General features: G+C 48.7%; 28 protein-coding genes. 11 read left to right on the forward strand and 17 right to left on the reverse strand.

The features are described 5' to 3' along the window. Positions 1-32: 32 nt before the first annotated feature. Positions 33-782 (reverse strand): Cof-type HAD-IIB family hydrolase, encoded by a 750-nt coding sequence (locus tag OWN49_RS17150; protein ID WP_003156292.1) that lies wholly within the window; start codon positions 780-782, stop codon positions 33-35. A gap of 127 nt (positions 783-909) precedes the next feature. Here OWN49_RS17150 and OWN49_RS17155 point away from each other — a divergent pair, with 127 nt between their 5' ends. Next, positions 910-1,074, forward strand: a complete 165-nt coding sequence (locus OWN49_RS17155; protein ID WP_003156294.1) for a hypothetical protein — start codon at positions 910-912, stop codon at positions 1,072-1,074. A 38-nt stretch (positions 1,075-1,112) separates the two neighbouring features. On the opposite strand, the gene OWN49_RS17160 is transcribed toward OWN49_RS17155, so the two are convergent. The 5 genes from OWN49_RS17160 to OWN49_RS17180 all read right to left on the reverse strand — a co-directional run bounded on the left by OWN49_RS17160 (position 1,113) and on the right by OWN49_RS17180 (position 5,114). Next, entirely contained in the window at positions 1,113-1,508 is a 396-nt protein-coding gene (locus tag OWN49_RS17160) for a 3-hydroxyacyl-ACP dehydratase FabZ family protein (RefSeq protein WP_176283120.1), read from the reverse strand. Positions 1,509-1,577: 69 nt separating this feature from the next. Next, positions 1,578-2,699 carry a mannitol-1-phosphate 5-dehydrogenase gene (locus OWN49_RS17165; RefSeq protein WP_176283119.1) on the reverse strand — a complete coding sequence of 374 codons (1,122 nt, stop codon included), beginning with the start codon at positions 2,697-2,699 and terminating at the stop codon, positions 1,578-1,580. 1 nt (position 2,700) lies between these two features. Next, positions 2,701-3,132 (reverse strand): PTS sugar transporter subunit IIA, encoded by a 432-nt coding sequence (locus OWN49_RS17170; RefSeq protein ID WP_012116817.1) that lies wholly within the window; start codon positions 3,130-3,132, stop codon positions 2,701-2,703. A 25-nt stretch (positions 3,133-3,157) separates the two neighbouring features. Beyond that, entirely contained in the window at positions 3,158-4,597 is a 1,440-nt protein-coding gene (locus OWN49_RS17175) for a PTS mannitol transporter subunit IICB (RefSeq protein WP_014720723.1), read from the reverse strand. A 175-nt stretch (positions 4,598-4,772) separates the two neighbouring features. Beyond that, entirely contained in the window at positions 4,773-5,114 is a 342-nt protein-coding gene (locus tag OWN49_RS17180; RefSeq protein WP_003156306.1) for a hypothetical protein, read from the reverse strand. 176 nt (positions 5,115-5,290) lie between these two features. Between OWN49_RS17180 and OWN49_RS17185 the strand changes: the two genes are divergently transcribed. From OWN49_RS17185 to OWN49_RS17195, 3 genes are read left to right on the forward strand one after another with little or no spacing between them, the layout of a single operon-like run. After that, positions 5,291-5,863, forward strand: a complete 573-nt coding sequence (locus tag OWN49_RS17185) for a DeoR family transcriptional regulator (protein WP_176283118.1) — start codon at positions 5,291-5,293, stop codon at positions 5,861-5,863. A gap of 32 nt (positions 5,864-5,895) precedes the next feature. After that, a complete protein-coding gene (locus OWN49_RS17190; protein WP_077723130.1) occupies positions 5,896-7,524 on the forward strand; it encodes a copper resistance CopC/CopD family protein in 1,629 nt (542 codons plus the stop codon). 12 nt (positions 7,525-7,536) lie between these two features. Beyond that, positions 7,537-8,148 (forward strand): YcnI family copper-binding membrane protein, encoded by a 612-nt coding sequence (locus OWN49_RS17195; RefSeq protein ID WP_043866834.1) that lies wholly within the window; start codon positions 7,537-7,539, stop codon positions 8,146-8,148. A gap of 45 nt (positions 8,149-8,193) precedes the next feature. Here the strand turns inward: OWN49_RS17195 and gdh are convergent, their stop codons facing one another. The 4 genes from gdh to gabT all read right to left on the reverse strand — a co-directional run bounded on the left by gdh (position 8,194) and on the right by gabT (position 12,819). Further along, positions 8,194-8,979, reverse strand: a complete 786-nt coding sequence (gene gdh / locus OWN49_RS17200; RefSeq protein ID WP_007609424.1) for a glucose 1-dehydrogenase — start codon at positions 8,977-8,979, stop codon at positions 8,194-8,196. Positions 8,980-8,999: 20 nt separating this feature from the next. Continuing rightward, positions 9,000-9,863, reverse strand: coding sequence for a RhaT/GlcU family sugar-proton symporter (locus OWN49_RS17205; protein WP_003156317.1), 864 nt, complete (start codon positions 9,861-9,863; stop codon positions 9,000-9,002). Between the two features lie 154 nt (positions 9,864-10,017). Continuing rightward, a complete protein-coding gene (gabD, locus tag OWN49_RS17210; protein ID WP_077723129.1) occupies positions 10,018-11,406 on the reverse strand; it encodes a succinate-semialdehyde dehydrogenase in 1,389 nt (462 codons plus the stop codon). Between the two features lie 105 nt (positions 11,407-11,511). Continuing rightward, a complete protein-coding gene (gabT, locus tag OWN49_RS17215; protein ID WP_077721800.1) occupies positions 11,512-12,819 on the reverse strand; it encodes a 4-aminobutyrate--2-oxoglutarate transaminase in 1,308 nt (435 codons plus the stop codon). A 107-nt stretch (positions 12,820-12,926) separates the two neighbouring features. On the opposite strand from gabT, the gene gabR reads away from it, so the two are divergent. Then, on the forward strand, positions 12,927-14,336 hold the full coding sequence (gene gabR, locus OWN49_RS17220) for a MocR-like transcriptional regulator GabR (protein ID WP_077721799.1): 1,410 nt from the start codon (positions 12,927-12,929) through the stop codon (positions 14,334-14,336). Between the two features lie 27 nt (positions 14,337-14,363). On the opposite strand, the gene OWN49_RS17225 is transcribed toward gabR, so the two are convergent. Then, on the reverse strand, positions 14,364-14,678 hold the full coding sequence (locus tag OWN49_RS17225) for an ArsR/SmtB family transcription factor (protein ID WP_003156322.1): 315 nt from the start codon (positions 14,676-14,678) through the stop codon (positions 14,364-14,366). 141 nt (positions 14,679-14,819) lie between these two features. On the opposite strand from OWN49_RS17225, the gene OWN49_RS17230 reads away from it, so the two are divergent. From OWN49_RS17230 to OWN49_RS17245, 4 genes are all read left to right on the forward strand, one after another. Next, positions 14,820-15,107, forward strand: coding sequence for a putative quinol monooxygenase (locus tag OWN49_RS17230; RefSeq protein WP_003156323.1), 288 nt, complete (start codon positions 14,820-14,822; stop codon positions 15,105-15,107). A gap of 16 nt (positions 15,108-15,123) precedes the next feature. Next, entirely contained in the window at positions 15,124-15,870 is a 747-nt protein-coding gene (gene nfsA / locus OWN49_RS17235) for an oxygen-insensitive NADPH nitroreductase (protein WP_016937252.1), read from the forward strand. Positions 15,871-16,030: 160 nt separating this feature from the next. Next, on the forward strand, positions 16,031-16,906 hold the full coding sequence (locus OWN49_RS17240; RefSeq protein ID WP_003156326.1) for a TetR/AcrR family transcriptional regulator: 876 nt from the start codon (positions 16,031-16,033) through the stop codon (positions 16,904-16,906). A 17-nt stretch (positions 16,907-16,923) separates the two neighbouring features. Continuing rightward, a complete protein-coding gene (locus tag OWN49_RS17245) occupies positions 16,924-18,348 on the forward strand; it encodes an MDR family MFS transporter (protein ID WP_063636989.1) in 1,425 nt (474 codons plus the stop codon). 41 nt (positions 18,349-18,389) lie between these two features. On the opposite strand, the gene OWN49_RS17250 is transcribed toward OWN49_RS17245, so the two are convergent. The 4 genes from OWN49_RS17250 to OWN49_RS17265 are packed head-to-tail and all read right to left on the reverse strand — an operon-like array spanning position 18,390 to position 21,998. Further along, positions 18,390-19,334: a siderophore ABC transporter substrate-binding protein gene (locus OWN49_RS17250; RefSeq protein WP_003156329.1), complete on the reverse strand. Its 945-nt coding sequence runs from the start codon at positions 19,332-19,334 to the stop codon at positions 18,390-18,392. Between the two features lie 21 nt (positions 19,335-19,355). After that, complete coding sequence (locus OWN49_RS17255; RefSeq protein ID WP_022552588.1) at positions 19,356-20,114, reverse strand: iron ABC transporter ATP-binding protein; 759 nt, start codon at positions 20,112-20,114, stop codon at positions 19,356-19,358. Then, positions 20,108-21,055: an iron chelate uptake ABC transporter family permease subunit gene (locus OWN49_RS17260; RefSeq protein ID WP_007410274.1), complete on the reverse strand. Its 948-nt coding sequence runs from the start codon at positions 21,053-21,055 to the stop codon at positions 20,108-20,110. Before OWN49_RS17260 ends, OWN49_RS17255 begins: the two co-directional genes overlap by 7 nt. Continuing rightward, a complete protein-coding gene (locus OWN49_RS17265) occupies positions 21,045-21,998 on the reverse strand; it encodes an ABC transporter permease (RefSeq protein WP_003156332.1) in 954 nt (317 codons plus the stop codon). The genes OWN49_RS17260 and OWN49_RS17265 overlap by 11 nt, the downstream gene beginning before the upstream one ends. Before the next feature lie 414 nt (positions 21,999-22,412). Here OWN49_RS17265 and OWN49_RS17270 point away from each other — a divergent pair, with 414 nt between their 5' ends. Continuing rightward, a complete protein-coding gene (locus OWN49_RS17270; RefSeq protein ID WP_176283117.1) occupies positions 22,413-23,777 on the forward strand; it encodes an aspartate kinase in 1,365 nt (454 codons plus the stop codon). A 79-nt stretch (positions 23,778-23,856) separates the two neighbouring features. After that, positions 23,857-23,967, forward strand: a complete 111-nt coding sequence (locus OWN49_RS17275; protein ID WP_369719092.1) for a YjcZ family sporulation protein — start codon at positions 23,857-23,859, stop codon at positions 23,965-23,967. 149 nt (positions 23,968-24,116) lie between these two features. On the opposite strand, the gene OWN49_RS17280 is transcribed toward OWN49_RS17275, so the two are convergent. Together OWN49_RS17280 and OWN49_RS17285 are read right to left on the reverse strand one after the other, a co-directional pair. Continuing rightward, positions 24,117-24,236, reverse strand: a complete 120-nt coding sequence (locus tag OWN49_RS17280) for a PhrC/PhrF family phosphatase-inhibitory pheromone (RefSeq protein WP_003156334.1) — start codon at positions 24,234-24,236, stop codon at positions 24,117-24,119. Beyond that, a complete protein-coding gene (locus OWN49_RS17285; protein ID WP_003156336.1) occupies positions 24,220-25,368 on the reverse strand; it encodes a Rap family tetratricopeptide repeat protein in 1,149 nt (382 codons plus the stop codon). Before OWN49_RS17285 ends, OWN49_RS17280 begins: the two co-directional genes overlap by 17 nt. Positions 25,369-25,420: the final 52 nt, after the last annotated feature.

Consider the following 25,420-nt stretch of genomic DNA (forward strand, 5'->3'; position numbering starts at 1 on the left):
GAGCCTCATGCTGAGACTCTCTCTTTTTTCTATTATAACACCCAGTGGCGGATCGCTTTGGCGACCCCGTTTTCCGTGTTGACATCAGTCACCCAGTCAGCTGTTTCTTTCACGATGTCCTGCGCGTTCCCCATGGCGACGCCGACACCCGCTTTTTCAATCATGGCAATGTCATTCAGACTGTCACCCATGGCCATCACATTTTCCATCGTGAAGCCGAGTTTTTCCGATACCTTCGCCAGCGCAGCCGCTTTGTTGATACCGAGGGCATTGACTTCGATGTTGATCGGACTTGAGTTTGTGATTTCGAGCTCCTTGTATTCTTTGAGCTCTTTCAGCACCTCATTCCGCACTTCGTCATCCTCGATTTCGAACCCGAACTTGAGCCACTGATGATCCGTAATCGTTTCCGGGAATTCCCCTCTCCACACTCTATCGACGGTGGAAGCCCAGAAATTCGTGTTGTGCTTATTCCTCAGATCCCATAATTTTTGAATATGATCGGTATGAAGAAGCTTGCGCTCAACCAGCTCAAAGTTGGAATCCCAGATTTCGCTGCCGTTTGCCGTGATTAAAAAGGATGACAGCTCGAGAGACTCAGCCAGTTCGCGGCAGGTCATCAGCGTGCGTCCTGTGCTGATGACGACGTGAATTCCTTTCGCCTCCGCTTCCTTGATCGCCCGCCGGTTTTCCTCCGGGATGAGCTGCTCGTCATTGAGCAGGGTTCCGTCCATATCAATCGCGATCAGTTTAATATCTGCGTCTTCTCTTTGTATCGGCATATATGTACCTCACTTTTTATATTGTAGTCGTCTCTATTTTAATACATATGACCCACAGGAACAAAAAACCGCTTCCTGCGTTTGGCAGGGCGAGCGTTGAGGAAAATAAATATTGAGGTGATGGAGGATGAAAGAAAGAAAACAAAAGAATAAACCGAATGAAAATCCTGAACATCATGATTTAACCGATCCGATTCCGCTGGAAGAGCTGAAGGAAAACGCCAATGACGAAAAACACAAACATGACCAAAGGGACAATTCACAAAGTGAAAGAGATTATGATACAAAATAACACGCTTGTCCGAAAGCCGCCGGTGGAGGCGGCTTTTTTTACGATGGCTGGATAAATATGCTGAGCTCGGCATCCGCCACAGGCTTTCCCGCAACGGACGCTTTCGCCCGGCCGAACACAAAACCGCGTCTGATTCGTGTGACCTCAAAAAAAAGATCCAGACGGTCTCCCGGCAAAGCGGCACCTAACCTTTCCGCTTTCTTCACCGCGGATAAGAGACCGAGGCCGTCACCGCCGGTAATTCCCGCGCAAGCCGCCGTTTGGGCCATTGCTTCAACGACGAGCGAAAATGGCATCTCTCTTTGGGATTCAGTTATAAACCAGTCATTTTCACTGATGTTTTTGTAAGCAGCCGCCCATTTTCCGGCTTCACTGTTCGTCGTGCCGTCAATCAAAAGAAACGGAAAACGATGGGGCAATAGCGTCTGATTCATCACGCAGCCTCCCTTCCCTCTCATTATAACGCAAGAAAAAACCCGCGTCCCCCCGACGCGGGTTCATTTTTATTGATTGAGCTTTTTGAGCACGATGCCGTGCAGCGGTTCATGCGGCTGAATACCGCAAATGTCTTGAAGAACGCCGCTCGTGCCTTTTTCCGTGATAAGCTTTTGCAGCTCAACCGCTTCCGGATCATCCTGATAGTCAAAGCGCAGGGCGGCGGCGATACCTTCCGCCAGCGCATTCGGTTCTTTTATTTTTTTGGCCGGCCCTACTAATCTGTCATTCGCTCCGAGTTTTCTGAGCGGTGATCTGGCGACTCTTGTCACATCATCCGTGATGTATTCATTATCAAAGCGGCTGATGATTTTTTTCATGTACTGCTCGTGTTCGGCTTGCTTAAAGCCGTACGCTTTCACCAAGTACTCGCCCGTTTCTGAAAGTGCATCGTACACGACACGCCGGATTTCCGGATGGCCGATGGCCTCTTTGACGGTTTTTAATCCGCGCTGATAGCCGACATACGCCGTGACGGCATGCCCGGTATTGACGGTAAACAGCTTTCTCTCAATGAAAGGTGTAAGATTATCCGTAAACAACGCGCCTTTAAGTACCGGCTGATCGCCGGCAAAGCCGGTTCTGTCTATGACCCATTCAAAAAACGGTTCTACGGATACTTTCAGCGGATCTTCATGGTGCTGAATCGGCACGATCCGATCTACCGCAGAATCCGGGAAGCCGACTGTCCGGTTCACGAGTTCCCGCTCCGCTTCCGTCAAATGTCCGAAAACTTCTTTTTTCAGAAAACTGCTGCCGCCGATCATATTTTCACAGGCAATGATATTGAGAGGCTCAGAGGACGTTCTGCGCTTCAGACCTTCCGCGATGGACGGAGCGATGAGTCTGAGAACGTTCGGGCCCACCGCCGTCGTAATGATCGCCGCTTCATTGATCAGCCCGTACAGCTCTTGTTCTTGCACCGCGCTGTTGATGGCTGAAACGGGGCCGATGATTTCTGTCTGCCTGCCGCCGTCGGCAAGCTCCACGGTATATTCCTTCTTTTCATTGAGAAGGCTGACCATCGTTTCATTCACATCAGCGAAAACTACGTCATAGCCGGAATGATGGAGCAGGGCGCCGATAAAGCCCCGCCCGATGTTTCCCGCTCCGAAATGAAGGGCAATCATGTCAGTTCACCTCGCTGAAAATAGCGGCCAGTTCTTCTTCCGTCTTTGCACTGATCAGCCGTTCAATGTTTTCTTCCTCTGAGCAGATGATGGCGATGTTTGACAGGATGTCTAAGTGTTCATTGTTTTTTCCGGCGATACCGAAAACGACCTTTGCCGTATTGCCTTCACCGTATTCCACACCGTCCGGAATCTGGATGACGGAAATGCCTGAATGAAGCACCTCATCCTTCGCATCTTCCGTTCCGTGCGGGATCGCAATGAAATTCCCCATAAACGTGGATGATGTTTCTTCACGTTCGAACATTTTTTCCACATAGCCGTTCTTCACGTAACCGTTATCAATCAACGTCTGTCCCGCCAGGCGGATGGCATCCTCTTTTGAGTTCACTGTCTGGTTCAGTTTGATGTTCGCTTTAGCCAATACTTCCATGATGAAGATCCCTCTTTCTGTTTGATTAGTTTTTAAGCTTTTCAATCAGTTCATCGTATTTCGGGCTGTTTAAGAAATTATCAACCGAAATGTGCACCGCCTGCGGCAGCTTCGCTTTCGCGCGGTCAGTCAGGTCCTTATGCGTAATGACGATATCCGCGTCATTCGGAAGATTATTGATCGACGTATTTGTCACATCAATATCCAGGTCTGCTTTTTTCACTTTGTTTCTTAAAATGGAGGCGCCCATTGCGCTCGATCCCATACCCGCGTCACATGCGAAGATAATGCGGCTGACTTGGTCAGCGGAAATATCAGCGGCGCTGTTTTCCGGCTCTTCCTCTTTGTCTGCCAATGCGGCCGCCGCTTCACTTTTCCTGCCTTTCATTTCCTGCATTTTTTCCGCCGCGGCTGTCAAATCTTCTTCGCCCGCTTTAGACGATTTCAGAATAAGCGCCGAGACGATAAACGATACGGCCGCGGCAACGATGACGCCCGCCAGCACGCCGAGATAGCTTCCTTTCGGCGTCAGCGCCAAAATGGCGATGATGCTTCCCGGAGATGATGCGGCGACAAGACCCGCGTTAAAGATCGAGAATGTAAGCAGTCCGCTCGCTCCCCCGGCGATCGCCGCGAGGATCAGCATCGGTTTCATTAAAATGTAAGGGAAATAGATTTCATGAATCCCCCCGAAGAAATGAATGATCGCCGCTCCGGGAGCTGTTGATCTTGAAGAGCCTTTCCCAAAGAACATATAGGCCAGTAAAATACCGAGTCCCGGTCCGGGGTTCGCTTCCACTAAGAACAGAATGGATTTACCCGCTTTGGCGGCCTGCTCGATTCCGATCGGACTTAAAATGCCGTGGTTGATCGCGTTATTCAGGAACAGGACTTTCGCCGGTTCTACGAAAACGCTTGCAATCGGCAGCAAATTCGCGTGGACAATGACTTCCACACCCGCCGCCAGCAATTTGTTAAGAGACAGGACGACCGGGCCGATCGCATAAAACGCGATAATCGTCAGCACTGCGCCGATAATTCCCGCCGTGAAGTTGTTGATCAGCATTTCAAAACCCTGTCTGACTTTATCTTTAAACACACGATCTAATTGTTTAATGAGATAACCGCCCAAAGGCCCCATAATCATTGCCCCTAAGAACATCGGAATGTCCGCTCCGACAATGACTCCGATGGCGGCCGTCGCTCCGACGACTCCCCCGCGGTGATCATAGATCATTTTTCCGCCCGTATATGCGATTAAAAGCGGCAGAAGATACGTAATCATCGGGCTTACCAATGTATTCAGCTGCGGATTGGGAAACCATCCCGCCGGAATAAACAGCGCGGTGATAATTCCCCATGCGATAAATGCGCCGATATTCGGCATGATCATACCGCTTAAATAACTGCCGAACCGCTGTATCTTCACTTTCATGCCAGCTTGCTGTTCTTGCTGCATGTTCATTCCCTCCCTGTTTGCCTGCCTTCAGATGAAAATAAATAAGACACGGGGTTTCTCTCTCCCCTGTGTCTTCATCATAAAACGCTTACAATCCCCATTCAATGAAAAGTAAAGAGGAGTTTGGCACAGAGACTGTGACAAATCCTTAACAAAAAAAAGACACCTCATCAAAGGTGTCTTACCGCTTTCTGTATATAATGTGTCCTTTTGTGACGACGAGCTTGGCAATGAGCCGCTCACTGACAATAAACACCGGATACGCACATACGAGCGCGAAAATGGCGGCCGGCACATACCGCGCTGCCGGAAACATCGGCATGACGGCGGTTCTGGCCATCTGCACAAGATAAATCAAAAGCACCGTGATCGCAATGGCCGCAGCCATAATCGGAGCTGATACTTTATATTCACGCAATTTCACATGGCAATGCCCGCACTGAAACTGGCACGGGATCATGGATGATCTGACCATGTCGCCTGTAATCGGCTTGCCGCAGTTCGGGCAGGTCGTTTCTTTCATGTTTATTCCTCCATTCAACTCTTCTATTATAACAGAGTCCGACTGCGTGTTTTACATTTGTGATTGTTCAACATTTTTTCACATATTTTATCATCAGGCTCTTGTGTGCATTTGTGAAAACATCTACTCTTAGAGGGAGGTTCATCACTCATTCGCATAAAAAGGAGGATGCAGAATTGCTTCCGATTCACAGACAGCAAACCTTGCTCGAATGGCTGAAAGAAGAGGGCGCGCTGAAAATCTCTGACATAAGCGAGAGATTCGGCGTCTCCGAGATGACCGTGTACAGAGACGTCAATCAGCTGGCGGATGCAAACCGGATTATCCGGACACCCGGCGGCATTACGCTCCCTCACGCTTCAGAACAAAGCGCCAATCAATGCGGCTATTGCCTGCGGCCGATTCAGCATTCGTATTCTGTTCAGCTTATTACCGTTTCCCAAGCCGTTGAGCAGATGTGCTGCATTCATTGCGCGATTTTGCGGTATGAGGATAAAAAGGAAGAAGTGTCCCACGTCATTTGTAAGGATTTTCTTCTCCAGACGACACTGACGGCCGCTTCCGCATACTTTTTAGTCCATGCCGATATTGACCTTCACTGCTGCCGGCCTCAGGCGATTCCCTTCTCAACGCTTGATTACGCAGAACGGTTTCAAAAAGGATTCGGCGGGGTCATTTGCACCTTTGACGAGGCGGCGGACATCATCTTACACGACAGGCAGAAGGGATGCACCTGCAGCAAGACATAACAACAACCAACCGGAAGGCGGTGTCATCATCCATGAGACAGAACAAACGCTGGCTCATCTTTTTGCTGTTCCTTGTTTTGATTCCGAAAACAAGCTTCGCCCACGCCTACATCACAAACTCAAATCCGGGTGAGAACAGCGAATTAAAACAAGCGCCGAAGCAGATTGAAATTGAGTTTAATGAACAGATTGAAGAAGGCTTCCACTCCATTAAGGTCTATAATTCATCCGGCGAACGGGTTGACGCGGGCAAAACGGTGATTCAAAAAAATAATGCCCGCATCATGACCGCGGCATTGAAAAAAAATCTGCCGCATGATATTTACAGAGCGGAATGGAACGCGGTATCGGCCGACGGACATCCGGTATCCGGCGTCATCCCTTTCAGTATCGGAAAAGCCGGCGGTGAACTTCAGGAGCAGACATCATCGCAAGCGGCGCTTCATCCCGAAGCGGCCATCGACCGCGGTATTTTGTACACCGCTCTCTCCCTGTTTATCGGCACGGCTTTTTTCCATCTGTTTTGGTACAGAAATAATGAAGATTCATCAAAAGCAAAACGAACTGTAAAGCTGCTCGTGATTTCTTTATGTTTAACGGGGCTCGCGCTCGTGTGCCAGCTCCCGATCCAGACGAAAGAAAACGCGGGCGGCGCTTGGAGCGCCGCGTTTCAGCCGGACTATGTAAAAGAAACGCTTCTGAAAACGGCAGGCGGGTACGTCTGGATGATCCAGATCAGCTTATTTATCCTGCTCGCCCTGTCCATGATCCCGCTGCTGAAGAAGAAAGCAGTTCGGTCATTTGCGTACTGGACGGCGCCGCTGTTGCTCTTCTTCGCTTCGCTTTTGGCAAAAGCATTCGCCGGGCATGCAGCCGTTATCGACGAAAAAGCGGTCGGCATCGTGATGGACTTTCTACATTTATCGGCCGCGTCTGTATGGATGGGCGGTATAGCCGCTCTTGTGCTGCTTCTTTCATCAGAGTGGAGAAAAACCGATAAAACCATCGCTTGGGAAACGGTCAGACGGTTTTCTCCTTGGGCGTTCGCCTCTGTCGGCGTGCTGTTATTTTCAGGTGTGCTGAACGGATTTTTCATTATCCGCTCGTTTGATTCACTCTTTCACACCGCTTACGGCAAGACGCTCCTTTTGAAAATCGGACTGTTTGTCATCATGCTTGCGCTCGGCGCCGTTCACGTATGGATGACGAAGTTCAGCAGAAAAAGGAGCATCAGCGCAACGATAAAGGCCGAATGGGCACTTGGTATTGCGGTGTTATTCACAACCGCCGTCTTCACAAGCCTGCCCAGCCCGCCGCCGCCTGCGCCATTGCCTTTTAACGGCTCAGAAACGATCGGAAACGGGGAGACCCTATCCTTGCACATTACGCCGAACCAGCCGGGTAAAAATGAATTTCAAGTCATTGTCACCGATCATAACGGCAGCTTAGTAAAAGACATTCAGCAATTTACGGTCACTGTTTACCAGACGGGCTTCAGCGGCAAACAGCATGAAAGCACCTTTGATTTGAAGAAGACGAAGGAAGGCACATTCGAAGCCGCCAACCTGTCCATCACCGAAAAGGGAAACTGGAAGATCAAAGTCCACGGACTGACAAACGATTTTAATGAAATCAACCAAATATTCTCAACGACAAACTAAGGAGTGTATCTCATGTTGAAAAAAAAGGCTTTAATATTCATATCCGCCGTGACCCTGTCACTCGTCGGTTTTACGGCTGCAGCAAGCGCCCACGTCTCAGTCAAACCCGCGGAATCCGCGGCCGGTTCTTGGGAAACGTACACGATGAAAGTGCCTGTGGAAAAGAATGAGCCGACAACGAAAGTCGTGCTGAAAATGCCCGCCGGCGTTGAATTTCAGCAGTATCAGCCGATTCCGGGCTGGAAAACATCCGTATCCAAACATGATGACAAAGCGGTCTCCGTCACTTGGGAAGCAAAGGACGGCGGCATTCAGCCCGGCCAATTCCAGCAGTTCACGTTCGTTGCGAAAAATCCTGAAAAGAGCGGAGATGCCGCTTGGGACGCTTATCAATATTACAAAGACGGCAGCATTGTAGAATGGACGGGTGATGAGAAAGCCGACACGCCCCACTCGATTACGAAAATCACGAAATCGGCCAGCGTGACGGATGCGCACGGAGCTGAACAGTCAAATGAAGAAAGCAAATCCGGCGTATCAGCGCTTGATATTGCAGCCATCGTTCTGTCAGCTGCGGCGATTATCCTTTCCATCGCGGCGCTTGTAAAGAAAAAACGCGCGTAAGCAAAAAGCGATCCGGCTCTAAAGAGCCTGCGATCGCTTTTTTTCTTATCCGCGGCCTGCCTGGAATGACGGATATTTGGTCATTCCCCCGTCAGCAAACAGCGTAATCCCGGTCACATAGCTTGATTCCTTTGAAGCAAGCCAGACGGCGACAGCCGCGATTTCTTCCGGCTCACCGATATATCCCATCGGAATCATGCTTTCCACATCTTTTCTCTGAACGGGATCCGCAAATTTTTCCGCGTTGATCGGCGTATTGATGGCTCCCGGTCCGATATTGTTAACACGGATGCGCTTCGGCGCGTACTCAAGCGCCAGCGTTTCCGTCATCAATTTGATACCGCCTTTACTCGCCGCGTAGTGAACAAACAGCGGCCATGGAATCATTTCATGTACGCTTGACATGTTAATGACGTTTCCTTGAATATCATTCTCTACGTAATATTTAATGGCTTCGCGGCTTCCTAAGAAAGCGCCGGTCAGATTGGTGTTGATAACTTTGTTCCAGTCTTTAAGCGGCATTTCATGCGACTGAACCGGATTTTCCATGCCGGCGTTATTGATCATGACATCCAATGTGCCGAATTCCTTCACTGCGGTCTGCACGATGTTTTTGACATCTTCTTCTTTTGTGACGTCTCCTTGAACGATGACCGCTTCGCCTCCCGCTTTTTGAATCTCTTCTTTAACGGTTTGGGCGTCTTTTTCATTACTATAGTAGTTAACCACGACTTTCGCCTGCTCCTGTCCGAAGCGGATCGCCATCGCTTTTCCTAATCCTGATGAAGCTCCCGTAATGGCAACGACTTTTCCTTTTAAATCCGTGTACATGTTCAAACCTCCTGCATATGTTATGAATTTGATTTCGCAACGCCTAAGAATACCGCCGCTACAATGATCAGGATAATCCCTATGGCAATGGCGACCAGCTGACGCTTCGTTTTGCTCTCACGGAGAATGAAGATTCCGCCGAGCGTGCTGATGACGATCCCCATTTGAGAGAGGGAAAAACTTGTCGCAACTCCGACACGCGGCTGTGAGATGAACAGAAACATGTTCCCGAGCGCCCAGATGATTCCCGGCAGAATGTTCTTGAGGGCGTACTTATTAAACGGTTTATGCTTGTACGTCAGGAGCAGTCCGCCGATGACCATCCCGATCGCCTGCGGCAGAAGTGCTGACCATCCGGATACGCCGAACAGCCGGGCGACGACGACATAGACCAAATAGCCGAGCGTGGAGATCAGCAGGATAACAATGCCTTTTTTTAAGTTTCCCGGTTCTCCGTCCGCCCGCCCCTTTTTATCTTCTAAAGATGTGAGCACAATCCCGATGATGATAAAAATAAGGGCGAGAATACCCAGCGTAATCGCGATCGGGGTTGACCATTCTTTGAATACGATCACACCGAACAAAGAAGTCGAGACGAGCTGCATTCCCGTTGATATCGGCATCGTTTTTGAAACGCCCATCAGCTGTATGCTTTTAAGCTGATTGCTTTGGCCGAGCGACCAAAACAGCCCCGAGATGATGCCGACAATAAAAATGCGCCCGGACAGGACCGGGTGGACAAACAGATACAGCACAAACGAAACGATGAGCGCCCCGATTGTCGTTCCCAGCGTCTGGCTGTAAGGCCCGCCGCCTAATTTGACGTTAAATAACACGATGCTCCCCCAAAATAAAGCCGGGAGAAGAGCCAGTAATATATCCATGATGGCGACCTTCTTTCAATCGTATTTGCTGTTATTTTGTCTGGAATCGAACCGATTATTCCCGCAAGATCAAAAAAGCCTGCCGGCGATATTCACCGGCAGACCGCTCAATAAAAACAGCCCCGCTTAGAAGCGGGGCTTTCTTTTCGGCTCATTAAAGTCCGATAGACATGTATTTGGTTTCCAGGTACGGTTCAATGCCTTCCGTACCGCCTTCACGGCCGATGCCGCTTTCTTTCATTCCTCCGAACGGCGCTTGAACCGCGGACGGACCGCCGTCATTCCAGCCGATGATGCCGTATTCAAGCTGTTCAGAAATATAGATGCCGCGGCGGTAGTTTTCTGTGAAGAAATAAGCCGCAAGCCCGAACGGCGTATCGTTCGCAAGCTTGATCGCTTCATCAATATCTGAGAACGTAACGATCGGCGCAACCGGGCCGAAAGTTTCTTCATGCATGATGTTCATGGATGTGTCTACATTTGAAAGCACGGTCGGCGTCACGAAATAGCATCCTTTTTCATCGTTTTGGTCATACGTTCCGCCCGTCAGCACTTTTGCGCCTTTTTCCACGGCGTCATTAATTTGGCCGACGATTTTATCGAAGCCTTTTTTGTTGATGACAGGGCCGACATTTACGCCATTTTCAAGACCGTTTCCGACTTTGAGTTTCGCAGCTTCTTCACTCAGTTTTTTCGCAAACTCGTCTTTCACGGATTCGTGTACGATCAGACGGTTCGCACAGACGCAGGTTTGGCCGGCATTTCTGAATTTAGAGGCCATTGTTTGGGCTACCGCCAGATCAAGATCAGCGTCTTCATCCACGATCAGCGGCGCATGTCCGCCAAGCTCCATTGACATATGTTTTACGGTGTCGGCGCTGTTTTTCATCAGAATTTTGCCGACAGGCGTTGAGCCGGTAAAGGTAATTTTGCGGATTTTCGGGCTGCTGGTGAAGACGTTTCCGATTTCGGCTCCGTCACCGATCACCACTTGCAGCACGTCCTTCGGAATTCCCGCTTCATATGCGAGACGCGCAAGGGCGTAAGCGGAAAGCGGCGTATCCTCCGCCGGTTTGATGATGAACGTACAGCCTGCCGCCAAAGCGGGCGCGGCTTTTCTTGTAATCATCGCATTCGGGAAATTCCACGGCGTAATCGCGGCTACCGGGCCGACCGCCTGACGGGTGACGACAATCCGTTTGCCCGTTGTCGGCGCAGGTACGGTTCTGCCGTAAATCCGTTTTGCTTCTTCAGCGAACCATTCAATATAGCCGGCGCCGTATAAAACTTCTCCGACCGCTTCTTCGTACGGTTTGCCGTTTTCTTTCGTAATTAATTCCGCAAGTTCTTCTTTATTTTCAACAATCAGCTCATACCATTTTCTCAAAAGTGAGGCACGTTCTCCCGCTGATGTTTTGGACCATGATTGAAACGCTTGATGTGAACGTTCAATCGCTTTTTCAACATCTTCGGCCGTCTGCTGGGGGATGCTTTCGATCGCCTCTCCCGTTGCCGGGTTGTACACTGTTAATTGTTCTGGCATATTGAACATTCCTTTCTTTCCTATAGTAAAACCATTGAATGCTTGTTGATGTATCTCACACTTTCATGATAGCAGACACATCCGGCGGCATTCCAATAATTGAACTCACAGAGCTGCTTCGATAATGGAAAGGCCTTCTTTGAGCTGCTCATCCGTCACGACAAGCGGCGTCAGGAATCTGATAATGTTGCCGTTAATGCCGGCCTTCAGCAGCAGCAGTCCGTTCTCGTTCGCCGTTTTAGCGATCGCCGCGGCTTTTGCTTTGTCCGGTTCCCGCGTGTCCGGATCTTTGACAATTTCGATGGCCGCCATCGCGCCGAGTCTGCGCACTTCTCCGATGCAGGCATGCTCTTTTTTCCACTCGAGCGCTTGATGCTCGATGATCCGGCCGATCTCTTCGGAACGCTGATTCAGCCCTTCTTCTTCTATAATATCCAGGACGGCAAGCGCAGCCGCACATCCGAGAGGGCTTCCCGCATATGTGCCCCCGAGTTCCCCCGGCGCGGCGGCATCAAGCATTTCCGCCCGGCCGATGACACCGCTCAGCGGCAATCCGGCTGCAAGTGATTTGGATACGGTGATCAAATCAGGGACGGCTTCGAAATGTTCAATCGCAAAATACGTTCCCGTTCTGGCAAAACCGGTCTGAATCTCATCCGCTACAAAAACGATACCGTGTTTTTTACAAAAAGCGGCGACGTGCTGCACGAAACGTTTTGAAGGAATGATGAAGCCGCCTTCTCCCTGAACCGGCTCCATTACGACACAGGCGACGGTTTCCGGTGCAACTGCGGCGATAAAGAAATCCTCAAAAGCGCTGATGATAAAGTCGTCATACTGCTCGTTAGTCATGCCGGCCGGCTTTTGATAATAGTAAGGAAACGGCGCCTGATACACCTCTGAGGCAAACGGGCCGAAACCGAATTTATAAGGCTTCACCTTGCTCGTCATGCTCATCGTCATGTTCGTGCGGCCGTGGAACCCTCTTGTAAATGACACGACAGCCTGGCGCTTCGTATATTTTCTGGCGATTTTCACGGCGTTTTCCACCGCTTCCGCCCCCGAATTGAGAAAAATCGCTTTTTTCGCATGATCTCCCGGCGCAATGGCGCAAAGTTTTTCAGCCAGCTCAATATAAGACGGATACATCATGACGTTAAATCCCGGGTGAATCAGATCCTCCGCCTGTTTCTTCACGACCTCCACCACTTTCGGATGGGAATGGCCGACATTCAGCGTTCCGATCGCTCCGGCAAAATCAATGAATCGTCTGCCGTCCAAATCGTACAAAAGCGCCCCTTCCCCTTTTACCGCCATGCTGCGGTTTCCGTTGCCGACCCCCTTGGAAACGAATTGATCCCGTTTTTGCTGCCACTGGGCTGTTGTCACTTCCGATAATGCTGTTCGACTCATAGATTCCATCCCCCTGCATTGTTTTCTTATCATTCTGACTTCTTTTTGGTATGATGAAAAGTACCAAAATCAATTTTTCCATGGTATCAGAAAGGAGCAGGGTCTGGATGCTGACGATTTCCATTGATCATTCGGAAACGGCGGATTATATCTATCAGCAGATCTATCAGCACATAAAAGCGGCCGTTTTGAAACGCAGCCTGATGCCTCATACAAAGGTGCCGTCTAAACGGGAGCTTGCCGAGACGCTGAAGGTCAGCGTGAATTCAGTGAATTCAGCTTATCAGCAGCTGCTTTCGGAAGGTTATTTATATGCAGTCGAAAGAAAAGGCTTTTTCGTGGAGGAAATTGATACGGTTTATCATGAAGAAACGCCTTCGCTCTCATTGCCTGAAGATTTAAAAGAGCGGGAGCCGGATAAGAGCGGCTGGATTTCGTTTTCTCATATGAGCGTGGATACGGCGCATTTTCCCCTGAAAAGCTGGTTCCGCTGTGAGCATAAAGCAGCCGCCCGTTCATTTCATACACTCGGAGACCTCGTCCATCCGCAAGGCTTATATGAAGTCCGTGAAACCATTTCGCGGCTTATTTCCCTGACAAGGGGCGTTACATGCCGCCCGGAACAAATCGTGCTAGGGGCGGGCACGCAAATGCTGATGCAGCTGCTGACGGAACTGCTGCCAAAAGACGCGCTGTACGCCATGGAGAACCCGGGATATATGAGGATGTACCGGCTGCTGCAAAACCTCGGGAAAAAGGTTGCGACGATCAGCCTTGATGAAAAAGGCATGTCCATGGCCGAAATCGAAAAACGCCGGCCCTGTGTATTGATCACCACGCCTTCCCATCAATTCCCCTCAGGCGTGATCATGCCCGCTTCCCGGCGGATTCAGCTTTTAAACTGGGCCGCCGAACAGAACGGCCGCTTCATCATTGAAGATGATTATGACAGTGAATTTAAATATGACGCCGATACGATACCGGCGCTTCAAAGCCTTGACCGGTTTCAAAATGTCATCTACATGGGGACCTTTTCAAAATCCCTTTTCCCAGGTCTGCGCATCAGCTATATGGTTCTGCCGCCCGGGCTTTTGCGGACGTTCAAAGAGAGAACGTATGACCTGCATACGTGCAGCACGCTTGCCCAGCTCGCGCTGAAAGAATTTATCGACTCAGGTGAATATCAGAAACATATTAAAAAGATGAAGCAGCATTATAAGAACATGCGGGAACGCCTCATTTCGGCTTTGGAAGAAACATTCGGAGAAAGAATCAGTGTAAAGGGCGCCAATGCGGGGCTTCATTTTGTCACTGAGTTTGACTGCGCCCGTTCAGAAAAAGAGATATTGGCACGGGCGGATGCAGAACAGCTCGATCTGTTTGCGATGAGCCGGTTCCGTCTGAAAACGGGAGGCGATTCAAATAAGCCGCAGCTCATTCTGGGGTTCGCCCGCCTGAAGGAGAGCGATATTCAAGAAGGCGTCCTCAGGCTTTACCGGGCGGTTTTCGGCGCATAAAAAAACCCCCGGAATTCGGGGACTTATTTACCAGCGGTCCGGTTCTGTCTGCAAAATCGCCTCCAGCAGGCCGGGAAACGCCGCTTGTAAATCATCTTTGCGCAGGGAATAATAACGGTGCTTCCCGTCTATGCGCACTTGGGCGATCCCCGCTTCCCGCAGCACTTTGAAGTGATGGGACAGCGTTGATTTAGCGACCCGGACATCAGCGCAGGTACCGCACGTTTTTTCTGTTGTTTCCGCCAATTGTTTGACCAGCTCTAAGCGGAGCGGATCACTCAGAGCATGAAGAACCTTTGTCAGCTGTAAGCGGTCGGTTTCAGGATGGTTTGGAATGTTCATGAGTCAAATGTAACACATAAAAGCGGCGGGTGACAATTTAGGCGGTGAGGGTTTTTCCTTTACCATTCACTGCGAAACATGTTACAGTTAGTTCGATAATATTCGAACTATAACAAATAAACCCAATCAGGAGGAATAACAATGATCGTCTTACAGGCTTACATGAAAGTAAAAGCGGATAAACGCGAGGAATTTTTAGGAGAAGCGCAATCACTTGTTCAGCATTCACGCGCGGAAGAAGGAAATGTGCAATACGATCTTTTCGAAAAAGTCGGTGAGGAAAATACATTCGTTATGCTTGAGCAATGGAAAGATGAAGAAGCGATGAAATTCCACAACGCAACTGACCATTTCCAAGGATTCGTGGCAAAAGCAAAAGAAGTGCTGAGTGCGCCGCTTGACGTCGTCCGCACAGAACTGTCAGAGTAACGAAAGGATGAATGACATGAACGAAGTCCTTCAAATATTAACAGACCACCGTTCCATCCGCAGCTACACAGATGAACCCGTATCGGATGAGCAGCTGGACCTTATCATCCAAGCAACTCAGGCAGCGCCGACTTCCATTAATGGCCAGCAATTTACCGTTATTGCGGTGAAAGATAAGGAGCGGAAGAAAAAAATATCCGAATTGGCCGGCGGCCAGCCGTGGATTGACCAAGCGCCGGTTTTCCTTTTATTCTGCGCTGATTTTAACCGCGCCAAAATTGCGCTGGAAGAATATAATGATACACCGCTTGAGATCACGAACGGTTTAGAGTCCGTTCTAGTCGGAGCCGTAGATGTCGGGATTGCGCTGGGTACGGCAACGGCTGCGGCTGAATCAATGGGACTCGGCACTGTGCCGATCGGCGCCGTGCGCGGCAAGCCTGACGAACTCATTGAATTGCTGAAACTTCCGAAATACGTTTTCCCGGTTTCCGGTCTCGTCATCGGCCATCCGGCAGACCGCTCCGCGAAAAAACCGCGTCTGCCGCAAGCAGCCGTTCTGCATCATGAAACGTATCAAGAAGAAGATTTAAGAACCCATATCGAGGCCTATGACAAGCAGATGTCCGAATACATGAAAAAACGCACCGACGGACAGGAAACAAGAAACTGGTCACAAGGCATCACTTCCTACTATAAGCAGGTTTATTATCCTCACATTCGTGAAATGCTTGAAAAACAAGGATTTAAGACGGATAAATAAACGTATCAGCCTGCCGGAACACTCCGGCAGGTTTTTTCTATTTCTCAAACAAAAGCGTTGACACTATGTAAAAATTTTTGTTAATATTTTCATCATATACTCATTGGTTTTCTGTGAACCGATGGGTTTTCTATTGTGACGAAAGAAGGAATCTGGGCTTATGAATGATAAGAAAACGGATATTCTGCTGGCGGCAAGGAAGCTTTTTTCCGGGAAAAGCTTTTCGTCGGTTTCGATGCAGGCGATCGCAGAGGAGTGCAAAGTCTCCAAAGCATCTTTATATAAGCTGTTTGAATCAAAGGAAGACCTGCTCCTGGAGCTGCTCGATTTTAACCAGAAACAGATGGTAGCGGCCGCTTCATTATTGAATGAAGAAACGAGCCTCTCCCCTGAGGAACGGTTTGCCAAAAAACTGATGGCTGAGCTTGAAGGCTTCAGGCGCAATCAGCAGTTTTTTAATATGCTGATGTACGGAAGCCCCTCTTCCATTAATGAGCGGGTAAAACGGCATATTCACAGGGCCCGCTCCACCTTTATCTGCTGGCATCGCGATTCACTGATTCAGACGTACGGCGAAGACATTATTCCTTATGTATGGGAGCTGGTGATCGTCCTGCAGGGGCTCCTGAGAGAATGCATCACGCTGATTAAGCTGGAAAAAGAACCGCTCGCTCTGGAGCCGCTCACGGACTTTATCATCCGCCATCTCAATCTCATCGTCGAAAACAGGAAAACCGAAACGGCTTTGCCTCAGGAGATGATTGACCTTTATACCGCCTCCGCTTCCTCATTTGAGCCGAAAGACAAAACCGTATTGCTGGCTGAAAGCCTGAAGGAACTGAAAGAAGCCGTCTCAGCCCTTCCGGAGGAAAAATATGATGCCGCAGGACTCGCTTCCGCGGCGGTTATGCTGGAGAAAGAATCAGCGGACAAACAGCCGCGGGATTTTCTTATAAAAGCGCTCATCGGTTATTTGGAGCAGGCCGGACCGCTGCACCAGCCGCTTGCAGCCGTTAAAACATTGCTCAAACTATAAAGAAAGAAGGAATCAGCTTGAATAAGAGTATTGAAACTGCACCATACAACCGCTCTGTCATTGTCGGGATTCTTTTGGCGGGAGCGTTCGTCGCCATTTTGAACCAGACACTGCTTATCACGGCGCTGCCGCACATTATGAATGACTTCAATATAGACGCCAACAAAGCGCAATGGCTGACAACATCGTTTATGCTGACGAACGGGATTTTAATCCCGATTACCGCATTTTTAATAGAGAAATTTACGAGCCGCACCCTCCTGATTTCCGCTATGAGTATTTTCACGGCGGGCACCATTGTCGGCGCATTCGCCCCGAACTTTCCGGTGCTCTTAACGGCCCGGATTATTCAGGCGGCCGGCGCCGGAATTATGCTGCCGCTCATGCAGACGGTATTTCTCACGATTTTCCCGATGGAAAAGCGCGGCCGCGCCATGGGTATGGTCGGCTTGGTTATTTCGTTCGCGCCGGCGATCGGCCCGACGCTTTCCGGATGGGCGGTCGAAGCATTCTCTTGGCGGTCTTTGTTTTACATCATCTTCCCGATCGCAGTCATCGATTTGCTTTTAGCGATTATTCTGATGAAAAACGTCACGACATTACGAGAAACACAGATTGATATTTTATCCGTGATCTTATCGACCCTCGGATTCGGCGGGCTGCTTTACGGCTTCTCAAGCGCCGGTTCCTCAGGATGGACCAGTACTGAAGTGCTGACTTCGCTGCTTGTCGGAGCGGCCGCGCTGATTTTCTTTATCGCAAGACAGATGAAGCTCAAAAAACCGATGCTGGAATTCCGTGTGTTTTCTTTCGGGATTTTCAGCCTGACCACCCTGCTCGGAACGCTTGTTTTCGCGCTGCTGATCGGAACGGAAACCATTCTCCCGCTTTACACGCAAAAGGTCCGGGGCGTATCCGCGTTTGATACCGGATTAATGCTTTTGCCGGGCGCGATTGTGATGGGGATGATGTCTCCGTTTATCGGCCGGGTGTTTGACAGAATCGGAGGAAAAGGCCTTGCGATGACCGGATTCTTCATCATCCTGCTCACGTCCCTGCCGTTTATGAATCTGACGGACTCGACGTCTCTCATTTGGATTGTCGTCGTTTATACCGCGCGGCTTTTGGGAACAGCCATGATTATGATGCCGGTGACGACCGCGGGAATCAATGCCCTGCCGCGCCACTTAATTCCGCACGGCACAGCTATGAACAATACCGTCCGCCAAGTCGGCGGTTCTATCGGTACGGCGCTGCTGGTTTCCGTGATGAGCAGCCAGGCCGCGCACGCCAATGCGTCAACTCCGGCAAACGCTGCCCTGCACGGCATGAATGCGGCATTTGTCGTAGCCGCCTGCATCGCGCTGGCCGGCTTCCTCCTATCTTTTACATTGAAGAAAAAACCGCGTCAGCCCGAGCAGCAGCAGGCCGTGACGCGGTAAACCAAAAAGAACCCGATCACGTATGTGACCGGGTTCTTTTTTTACTTCTCGATTCCGTCTTTTACTTCTTTCACCATTTGCGCCATGGATTCCAGGCCGCCTCCTGATAAATACCATGTAGCTGAATCAAGGTAGACAACATGGTTGTTTTTCACGGCTTTCACCGATTTTACATAATCATTTTCAACCACTTGTTTTGTTGAAGATTTTGTGCCGATCGCTGTTCCGCGGTCAACGACAAACATGTAATCAGGGTTTGTTTTGGCGATATATTCATAGGAAATGCTTTGTCCGTGCAGTGAGGCTTCGATGTTTTTGTCAGCCGGTTTGACGCCGAACACATCATGAATGAAGCCGTATCTTGATTTAGATCCGAACGCGCTGATTTTGCCGTCGTTCGCCATCACCACTAACCCGTTTTTATCCGTGCTGCTTGTCTTTTTCTTCAGATCGGCAATGGATTTGTCGATTTTCGCAAGCTTATCTTTCACTTCATTTTCTTTGTTAAAGATTTTGCCGATCACTTCAGTGTTTTGCTTGAATCTGTCAACGTAGTTTGTATAGTCATCATCAAGATAAATCGTCGGCGCGATTTTTGAGAACTCTTTATAAGAATCAGATTGTCTGTGGGCGATAATGATTAAATCCGGATCAATATCCGCGACTTTTTCAAAATCCGGTTCTTTTAAACCGCCGGTATTGGCGTATTTATCACTATTATATGAAGATAAGTATTTTGGAAGGTTTTGTTTCGGAAGTCCCGCCACGTGATCCTGTAAACCGAGTTCATCCATCGTGTCCAGCATTCCGAAGTTGAATACGACGACTTTTTTCGGATTCTTCGGCACTTTGACTCCTTCTTTGTTCAGATCATCTTTGATTGTGATTGTTTCTTTTGATTTGCCTGATGTTTTGTCCCCGTTTCCGCATGCAGAAACAACAAAAATCGTAACTAGCGCAATGAATAGCAATGCGAATTTTTTCATGACTTTCACCTCATCTGGTTTTTAAGAAAAGTACACACCGATCCGCTGACTGTCAATCTCTTGAATCGGGATGGTCATATCATAAATATCTTCAAGCACGGAGGTTTCAATGATCTCCTCCGCCGGCCCTTCTTTGACGATCCGGCCGTTTTTCAGTGCGACGATATGGTCTGAATATACGGATGCGAAGTTGATATCGTGAATCACTACGACGACCGTTTTTCCGAAGTCTTCCACAAGCCGCTTCAACAGCTTCATCATTTCAACGGAATGCTTCATATCTAAATTGTTCAGCGGCTCATCGAGAAAAATATAGTCCGTATCCTGAGCGATGATCATCGCGATAAACGCCCTCTGACACTGGCCTCCGCTGAGCTGATCGAGGTATTTATCCTTTAAGTCATCCAGCTTCATATAACTGAGGGCCTGATTGATATGCACCCAATCTTCATCCGTCAGTTTCCCCTGGGAATACGGAAATCTGCCGAAGCTGACCAGGTCTTTAATCGTCAGTCTTATATTGATTTGGTTCGTCTGCTTCAGGATGCTGATTTTTTTCGCCAGATCGTTGCTTTTACAGGCCCCGATCTCTTGCCCGTCGACCGTGATTTCTCCGGAATCCGTCTTAATCAGCCGGCTCATGATAGACAGCAGCGTGCTTTTTCCCGCGCCGTTCGGACCGATAAACGAGGTGAGCCTGCCCTTTTGAATGGATAGAGACGTTTTCTCAAGGACGACTTTCCCTCCGTATTGTTTGCTTACATTTTTGACCTCTACCATGATTTATTCTCCTTTAACAGCAGATAGATAAAATAAATCCCGCCGGCAAAATTAATGATGACGCTCAGCGTCGTGGAAAACGTGAACACTTTCTCCACGACGAACTGACCCCCGACGAGCGCGACGATGCTGATCAGGACGGAACCCGCGATTAAATACGTGTGCCTGTAGGTTTTTAAAAACTCTCTCGCCAGATTGACGACAAGCAGTCCTAAAAACATAATCGGCCCGACAAGAGCTGTAGAGACAGACACAAGAATGGCAACGACGATGAGCATCTGTTTCACAAGCTTATCGTAATCAATCCCAAGGTTGACGGCGTGCTCCCTGCCGAGCGACAGCACGTCAAAAAACCGCGTGAACCGCCAGACATAAATGCCTGTCAGAAGAAAGACAGCACCGGCAAATCCTAAAAGATCGGTGTTGATATTGTTAAAGCTGGCAAACATTTTGTCCTGAACAACCTGGAACTCATTCGGATCAATCAGCATCTGCATAAAGGATGACAGACTGTTGAACAGCGTGCCGAACACGACGCCGACAAGCAGAAGGAAAAACACGTTCCGCCCCTCGCCTTTAAACATGAGCTGATACAAAACGAGTGACAAGAGCACCATCAGCCCGACGGAGATGACGAAATTAAGATTTTTGTTCATCATGACGATATTCATTGAACCGAACAGGAACACGATGACGGTCTGAATGAGCATATACAGGGAATCGAGGCCTAAAATGCCCGGTGTCAGTATGCGGTTATTTGTAATCGTCTGGAAGATGACCGTTGAAAACGCGATCGCTCCCCCTGTGAGCATCATGGCAAGCACTTTGAAGCATCGTCTCGGCAGGGAGTATTCCCAATTGCCCAGTCCGTAGAACAGAAAGAATCCGATACATATCATGGCGAGCGCCGCCAGCAGCGTAATTTTTTTATTATGACTCATATGCTTTTCTCCTTAACAGCATATACAGGAAGATGCCGCTGCCGATAACACCGACCATCAGGCCGATGGAAATTTCGTACGGGAAGATGATCACCCTTCCCAAAATGTCGCAAAACAGCACAAAAACAGCGCCCAAGAGAGCTGTGTGAGGCAGGCTGCTCCTCAGGTTGTCCCCTTTGTAAATCGACACCATATTGGGAATGATCAAACCGAGAAACGGCAGCATCCCGACGGTCAGGATCACCAGTGAAGCGATGAGCGACACGATAATCAGACCGATATTGACGACGCGTTTGTATTTCAGGCCGAGATTGACGGAAAAGCTCTCTCCCATTCCCGCCACCGTAAATTTATCCGCATAGACATAAGCGATGATCACCAGCGGGATACTCAGATATAAAAGCTCATACCTGCCTTTGACAACCAGTGAGAAATCTCCCTGCAGCCAAGATGACAGGTTTTGGATCAGGTCGTATTTATATGCGATAAACGTGGCGATTGAGCTGACGATATTCCCAAGCATTAAACCGACGAGAGGAATAAAAATCGCATCATTGAACTTGATTCTCTCGAGGATTTTCATGAAAAGGAAATTTCCCGCCAACGCAAAAATAAAAGCGATAGACATTTTCACAAGCGGACTCGCTGACGTAAAAAGCATTAATGAAATCAAAATTCCGAGCCTTGCCCAGTCCATCGTTCCCGCAGTCGTCGGCGATACAAATTTATTCCGGCTGATCTGCTGCATGATTAATCCGCAGATGCTCAGGCTCATGCCGGCGATGATAATGCTCACCAAACGCGGCAGCCGGCTGTCAAACAATGTACCTGCCTGTTCTTTATTTAAATGAAAAATATCCAGCGGCGACAAATCTTCTACACCGATAAATATAGAAGTACACGCCAAAACCGCCAGTAGCAAAAGTAAGTAACGTAGCTTCATGCTGCCTCCCTGCACCCATCACAAACGGTATGACTGATTGCCAAACAACTCCCATATATCCCCACTCGTAATGATTATCATTATCAACGACAACTATAATCTTATCATCTTTCCAAGCGCAGTCAATACAGTTTTGCTTTCAAAAGCGGTCATCCGCGGGCCGTACACTAAATTGTTTTACAATCAGTCTATCAAGAATTTGCAGGATTTTCTATAACCTTCATTTGGCTGCTTATCATTTTTTGCACATGATGACACGCTTGAGGGAAAAAAATCTGACAAACAGCGGCAAAATTCCTCCAGGAAAATACAAATGTTCTCCCTACGTAGAAAAAATCCTTGATTTACATGTTTGAAAGAGAGATAATAAAAATTAAATTTGTGAGAAAATTTAAATATTAGGGGATGTAAATCATGAAAGTTGTAAAATTCGGAGGCAGCTCTCTTGCGTCAGGAGCCCAGCTTGAGAAAGTGTTTCAAATCGTGACGGCTGATCCCTCGCGGAAAGCCGTCGTCGTATCGGCGCCGGGAAAACGCTTCTCGGACGATACAAAGGTGACGGATCTGTTAATCCGCTGTGCGGAGCATTATTTGCAAAAAGGTGCAGCGCCCGAGCTTGCCGAACCGGTCATTGAACGGTACGCCGCCATCGCGCGTGAGCTGAACCTGGATTTCTCTATTATAGAAAGAATCCGCAGTGACCTATTCGCTCTCTTAAACAGCAGCAAAGCCAATCCCGATCAGTATATGGATGCGGTGAAAGCGAGCGGTGAGGACAACAACGCGAAGCTGATCGCGGCCTACTTCCGCCGGCAGGGCGTGAAAGCCGAATACGTAAGCCCGAAAGAAGCGGGGCTGTTTGTGACGAATGAACCCGGAAGCGCGCAGGTGCTCCCTGAATCTTATGATCATTTGTACCGTCTGAGAAACCGTGAAGGCTTGATCATTTTTCCGGGATTTTTCGGTTACACGAAGGAGCATGAGATTGTGACGTTTTCCCGGAGCGGTTCTGATATTACCGGCTCCATTCTCGCCAGCGGCTTAAAAGCCGACCTGTACGAAAACTTTACTGATGTGGACGCCGTCTATTCCGTCAACCCGTCGATCGTGCGGCACCCGAAAGAAATTAACGAACTGACGTATCGGGAAATGCGTGAGCTCTCCTATGCCGGGTTTTCCGTTTTTCATGATGAAGCGCTGATTCCCGCTTTTCGGGCCGGCATCCCCGTTCAGATTAAGAATACGAATAATCCGGATGCGAAAGGAACGCGCGTCGTCAGCAGCCGTGACAATACGAACGGGCCAGTCATCGGCATCGCAAGCGACACGGGCTTTTGCAGCATTTACATAAGCAAATATTTAATGAACCGGGAAATCGGTTTCGGCCGCAAAGCCCTTCACATTTTGGAGGAAGAAGGATTGACGTATGAACATGTTCCATCCGGCATTGACGACATCACGATCATCCTTCGGCACGATCAGATGGACTCAGAACTGGAACACAGGCTCGTCACCCGTCTGAAGCAGGAACTTCAAGCAGATGAAGTCACAGTCAGGCACAACCTGGCGCTGATTATGGTCGTCGGGGAAGCGATGCGCCATAATGTCGGCACAACCGCCAGGGCATCCAAAGCACTGTCCGAAGCCGGCGTCAACATCGAGATGATCAATCAGGGGTCATCGGAAGTCAGCATGATGTTCGGGGTGAAAGAAGAACAGGAAAAACACGCGGTGCGGGCGCTGTATGACGAGTTTTTTGCCGGAGTCTTACTCTCATAGGACACCGCCTCTTTTTTCTCTTGTCCACTAATATCCCTTACAAAGCAGCTTCTTTTACATATTGTATGGTATAGACAATATGGAGGTGAAGCTCATGTCAGGATATTCTGGAATCAGCTCTTTCGCTTTGATCGTTGTTTTATTTATCCTGTTGGTTATTGTAGGTACTGCCTATGTTGGCGGTTTCTAAGCATCACTCCGTCTATATGAGGACGCTGCGGGTTTTGACCTGCGGCGTTTTCTTTTGTTTTCCGCCGCTGTCCAAGTCCGGCCGCGCAAAAAAAAGACTGCCGGGAACATTCCCGGGCAGTCTTTTCCTTTGTTCAGGTTATTTTCTTCTCACGTCATTCCTCTTTCAGCTACATGGAATTCAGCCTGATCTGTCTGGCCTGCACCTGTCACTGTAAAAATCGCGGCGGCTGCTAAACAAATAACAAACCATTTAGATTTCAATTTCATACAAACCCTCACTCCTTTGTATTTGTTTCCTTGCCTCTTCGACTTTCAGAAAATAGTCAGAAGAAATCTTAAAGCAATTTTGTTCATAGTAATATTTAGCTGCTTCTAGTGCTAAATCCTCTATATCGGCGTATAAATTTTTATCTTCCAGGTAACGGAAACATGCGCTGATTTTTTCCTCATCCGGTTTCGCCTGATACAGAGCCTGCAGCCATTCGAATTTTACCGTGTAAACGGGATCGTCTGTTTCTTTAGCATATTCATATCCCCGCTTGTGATATTCCGACGCTTTTTCTTTTTTTCCGAGTTTAAAGTAAATGAGTGTGATTAGGAAATATGCTTGAGGAAGAGAATTGACGATTCTTTGTGATTCAAATGTATCAACCGCCCGTTCAAAGTACGGAATCGCTTCGCCGATGCGGTCCTGATTGTAGTAGCACAGTCCGAGGTTATACAGCGCCCTCCCGACAAGCTGCGCTTTTTGTTCTTTTTCGGCCATTTGCAGAGCGTGCTGAAAATGTTTGGCCGCCTGTTCAAAGCGCCTTTCATCCATTAAATTGACGCCGAATACAAAATGGCATTGAATGATCCGGACGTTATATGTGTCTTGCTCTACGTAAATTTCATAAGCGTTTTTTATATGTATCAAAGAAAAATACGTTTGTTTCATATGATAATAAGCTTCGGCCACTTTAAAATAAAACTCCGCCCGTTCCACGTGGTCCGATACGAAGGCCAGTTTTTTCTCAGCTTGTTTATAATACGTAATCGCTGAGATAAATTCTCTTTTATCAAATTCAAACATGCCTTTGAAAAAGTTGACGTAATAATCGAGAAGCCCTTTGAGGCCGGCCTGGCTGTTATCAATGTTATCAAGAATTTCCGACAGGGTCGGCTGGTCTTCTATCTTCAGTTTTTCCAGCGGCTCCAAGTAGTCCAGCATCAGCTGATGGCGAAATTCCATGAGGGAATAATAAAGCACTAAGTTTGAATCAGGCTCCATACGGTCAAGCTCTTGTTTGATCTCGGCCTTCAAGATCTCCGCATCCGGCACGCTGAATGTTCTGATGTATCGATACCACTCGTTAATTTTCTGCCCGACTGCTGAAGAAGGAATTAACCCGCTCTTCATTCCTTCACCCTCCCCATCCAAGACCTGTTTACCAGTTATTTTATCACGTTTC

The sequence above is a fragment of the Bacillus sp. NEAU-242-2 genome, from assembly GCF_027853835.1.
GTDB classification, from domain to species: domain Bacteria; phylum Bacillota; class Bacilli; order Bacillales; family Bacillaceae; genus Bacillus; species Bacillus velezensis.

Excerpts from the sequence above, each read along its gene's own strand:
- OWN49_RS17155 (WP_003156294.1), top strand. The coding sequence starts at position 910 with ATGAAAGAAAGAAAACAAAAGAATAAACCGAATGAAAATCCTGAACAT.
- OWN49_RS17195 (WP_043866834.1), top strand. The coding sequence starts at position 7,537 with ATGTTGAAAAAAAAGGCTTTAATATTCATATCCGCCGTGACCCTGTCA.
- OWN49_RS17285 (WP_003156336.1), bottom strand. The coding sequence starts at position 25,368 with ATGAAGAGCGGGTTAATTCCTTCTTCAGCAGTCGGGCAGAAAATTAAC.
- OWN49_RS17175 (WP_014720723.1), bottom strand. The coding sequence starts at position 4,597 with ATGAACATGCAGCAAGAACAGCAAGCTGGCATGAAAGTGAAGATACAG.
- OWN49_RS17160 (WP_176283120.1), bottom strand. The coding sequence starts at position 1,508 with ATGAATCAGACGCTATTGCCCCATCGTTTTCCGTTTCTTTTGATTGAC.
- OWN49_RS17165 (WP_176283119.1), bottom strand. The coding sequence starts at position 2,699 with ATGATTGCCCTTCATTTCGGAGCGGGAAACATCGGGCGGGGCTTTATC.
- OWN49_RS17170 (WP_012116817.1), bottom strand. The coding sequence starts at position 3,132 with ATGGAAGTATTGGCTAAAGCGAACATCAAACTGAACCAGACAGTGAAC.
- OWN49_RS17150 (WP_003156292.1), bottom strand. The coding sequence starts at position 782 with ATGCCGATACAAAGAGAAGACGCAGATATTAAACTGATCGCGATTGAT.
- gabD (WP_077723129.1), bottom strand. The coding sequence starts at position 11,406 with ATGCCAGAACAATTAACAGTGTACAACCCGGCAACGGGAGAGGCGATC.
- OWN49_RS17250 (WP_003156329.1), bottom strand. The coding sequence starts at position 19,334 with ATGAAAAAATTCGCATTGCTATTCATTGCGCTAGTTACGATTTTTGTT.
- OWN49_RS17190 (WP_077723130.1), top strand. The coding sequence starts at position 5,896 with ATGAGACAGAACAAACGCTGGCTCATCTTTTTGCTGTTCCTTGTTTTG.
- gdh (WP_007609424.1), bottom strand. The coding sequence starts at position 8,979 with ATGTACACGGATTTAAAAGGAAAAGTCGTTGCCATTACGGGAGCTTCA.
- OWN49_RS17275 (WP_369719092.1), top strand. The coding sequence starts at position 23,857 with ATGGAGGTGAAGCTCATGTCAGGATATTCTGGAATCAGCTCTTTCGCT.
- nfsA (WP_016937252.1), top strand. The coding sequence starts at position 15,124 with ATGAACGAAGTCCTTCAAATATTAACAGACCACCGTTCCATCCGCAGC.
- OWN49_RS17240 (WP_003156326.1), top strand. The coding sequence starts at position 16,031 with ATGAATGATAAGAAAACGGATATTCTGCTGGCGGCAAGGAAGCTTTTT.
- OWN49_RS17280 (WP_003156334.1), bottom strand. The coding sequence starts at position 24,236 with ATGAAATTGAAATCTAAATGGTTTGTTATTTGTTTAGCAGCCGCCGCG.
- OWN49_RS17205 (WP_003156317.1), bottom strand. The coding sequence starts at position 9,863 with ATGGATATATTACTGGCTCTTCTCCCGGCTTTATTTTGGGGGAGCATC.
- gabR (WP_077721799.1), top strand. The coding sequence starts at position 12,927 with ATGCTGACGATTTCCATTGATCATTCGGAAACGGCGGATTATATCTAT.
- OWN49_RS17225 (WP_003156322.1), bottom strand. The coding sequence starts at position 14,678 with ATGAACATTCCAAACCATCCTGAAACCGACCGCTTACAGCTGACAAAG.
- OWN49_RS17260 (WP_007410274.1), bottom strand. The coding sequence starts at position 21,055 with ATGAGTCATAATAAAAAAATTACGCTGCTGGCGGCGCTCGCCATGATA.
- OWN49_RS17180 (WP_003156306.1), bottom strand. The coding sequence starts at position 5,114 with ATGAAAGAAACGACCTGCCCGAACTGCGGCAAGCCGATTACAGGCGAC.
- OWN49_RS17270 (WP_176283117.1), top strand. The coding sequence starts at position 22,413 with ATGAAAGTTGTAAAATTCGGAGGCAGCTCTCTTGCGTCAGGAGCCCAG.
- OWN49_RS17265 (WP_003156332.1), bottom strand. The coding sequence starts at position 21,998 with ATGAAGCTACGTTACTTACTTTTGCTACTGGCGGTTTTGGCGTGTACT.
- OWN49_RS17230 (WP_003156323.1), top strand. The coding sequence starts at position 14,820 with ATGATCGTCTTACAGGCTTACATGAAAGTAAAAGCGGATAAACGCGAG.
- gabT (WP_077721800.1), bottom strand. The coding sequence starts at position 12,819 with ATGAGTCGAACAGCATTATCGGAAGTGACAACAGCCCAGTGGCAGCAA.
- OWN49_RS17255 (WP_022552588.1), bottom strand. The coding sequence starts at position 20,114 with ATGGTAGAGGTCAAAAATGTAAGCAAACAATACGGAGGGAAAGTCGTC.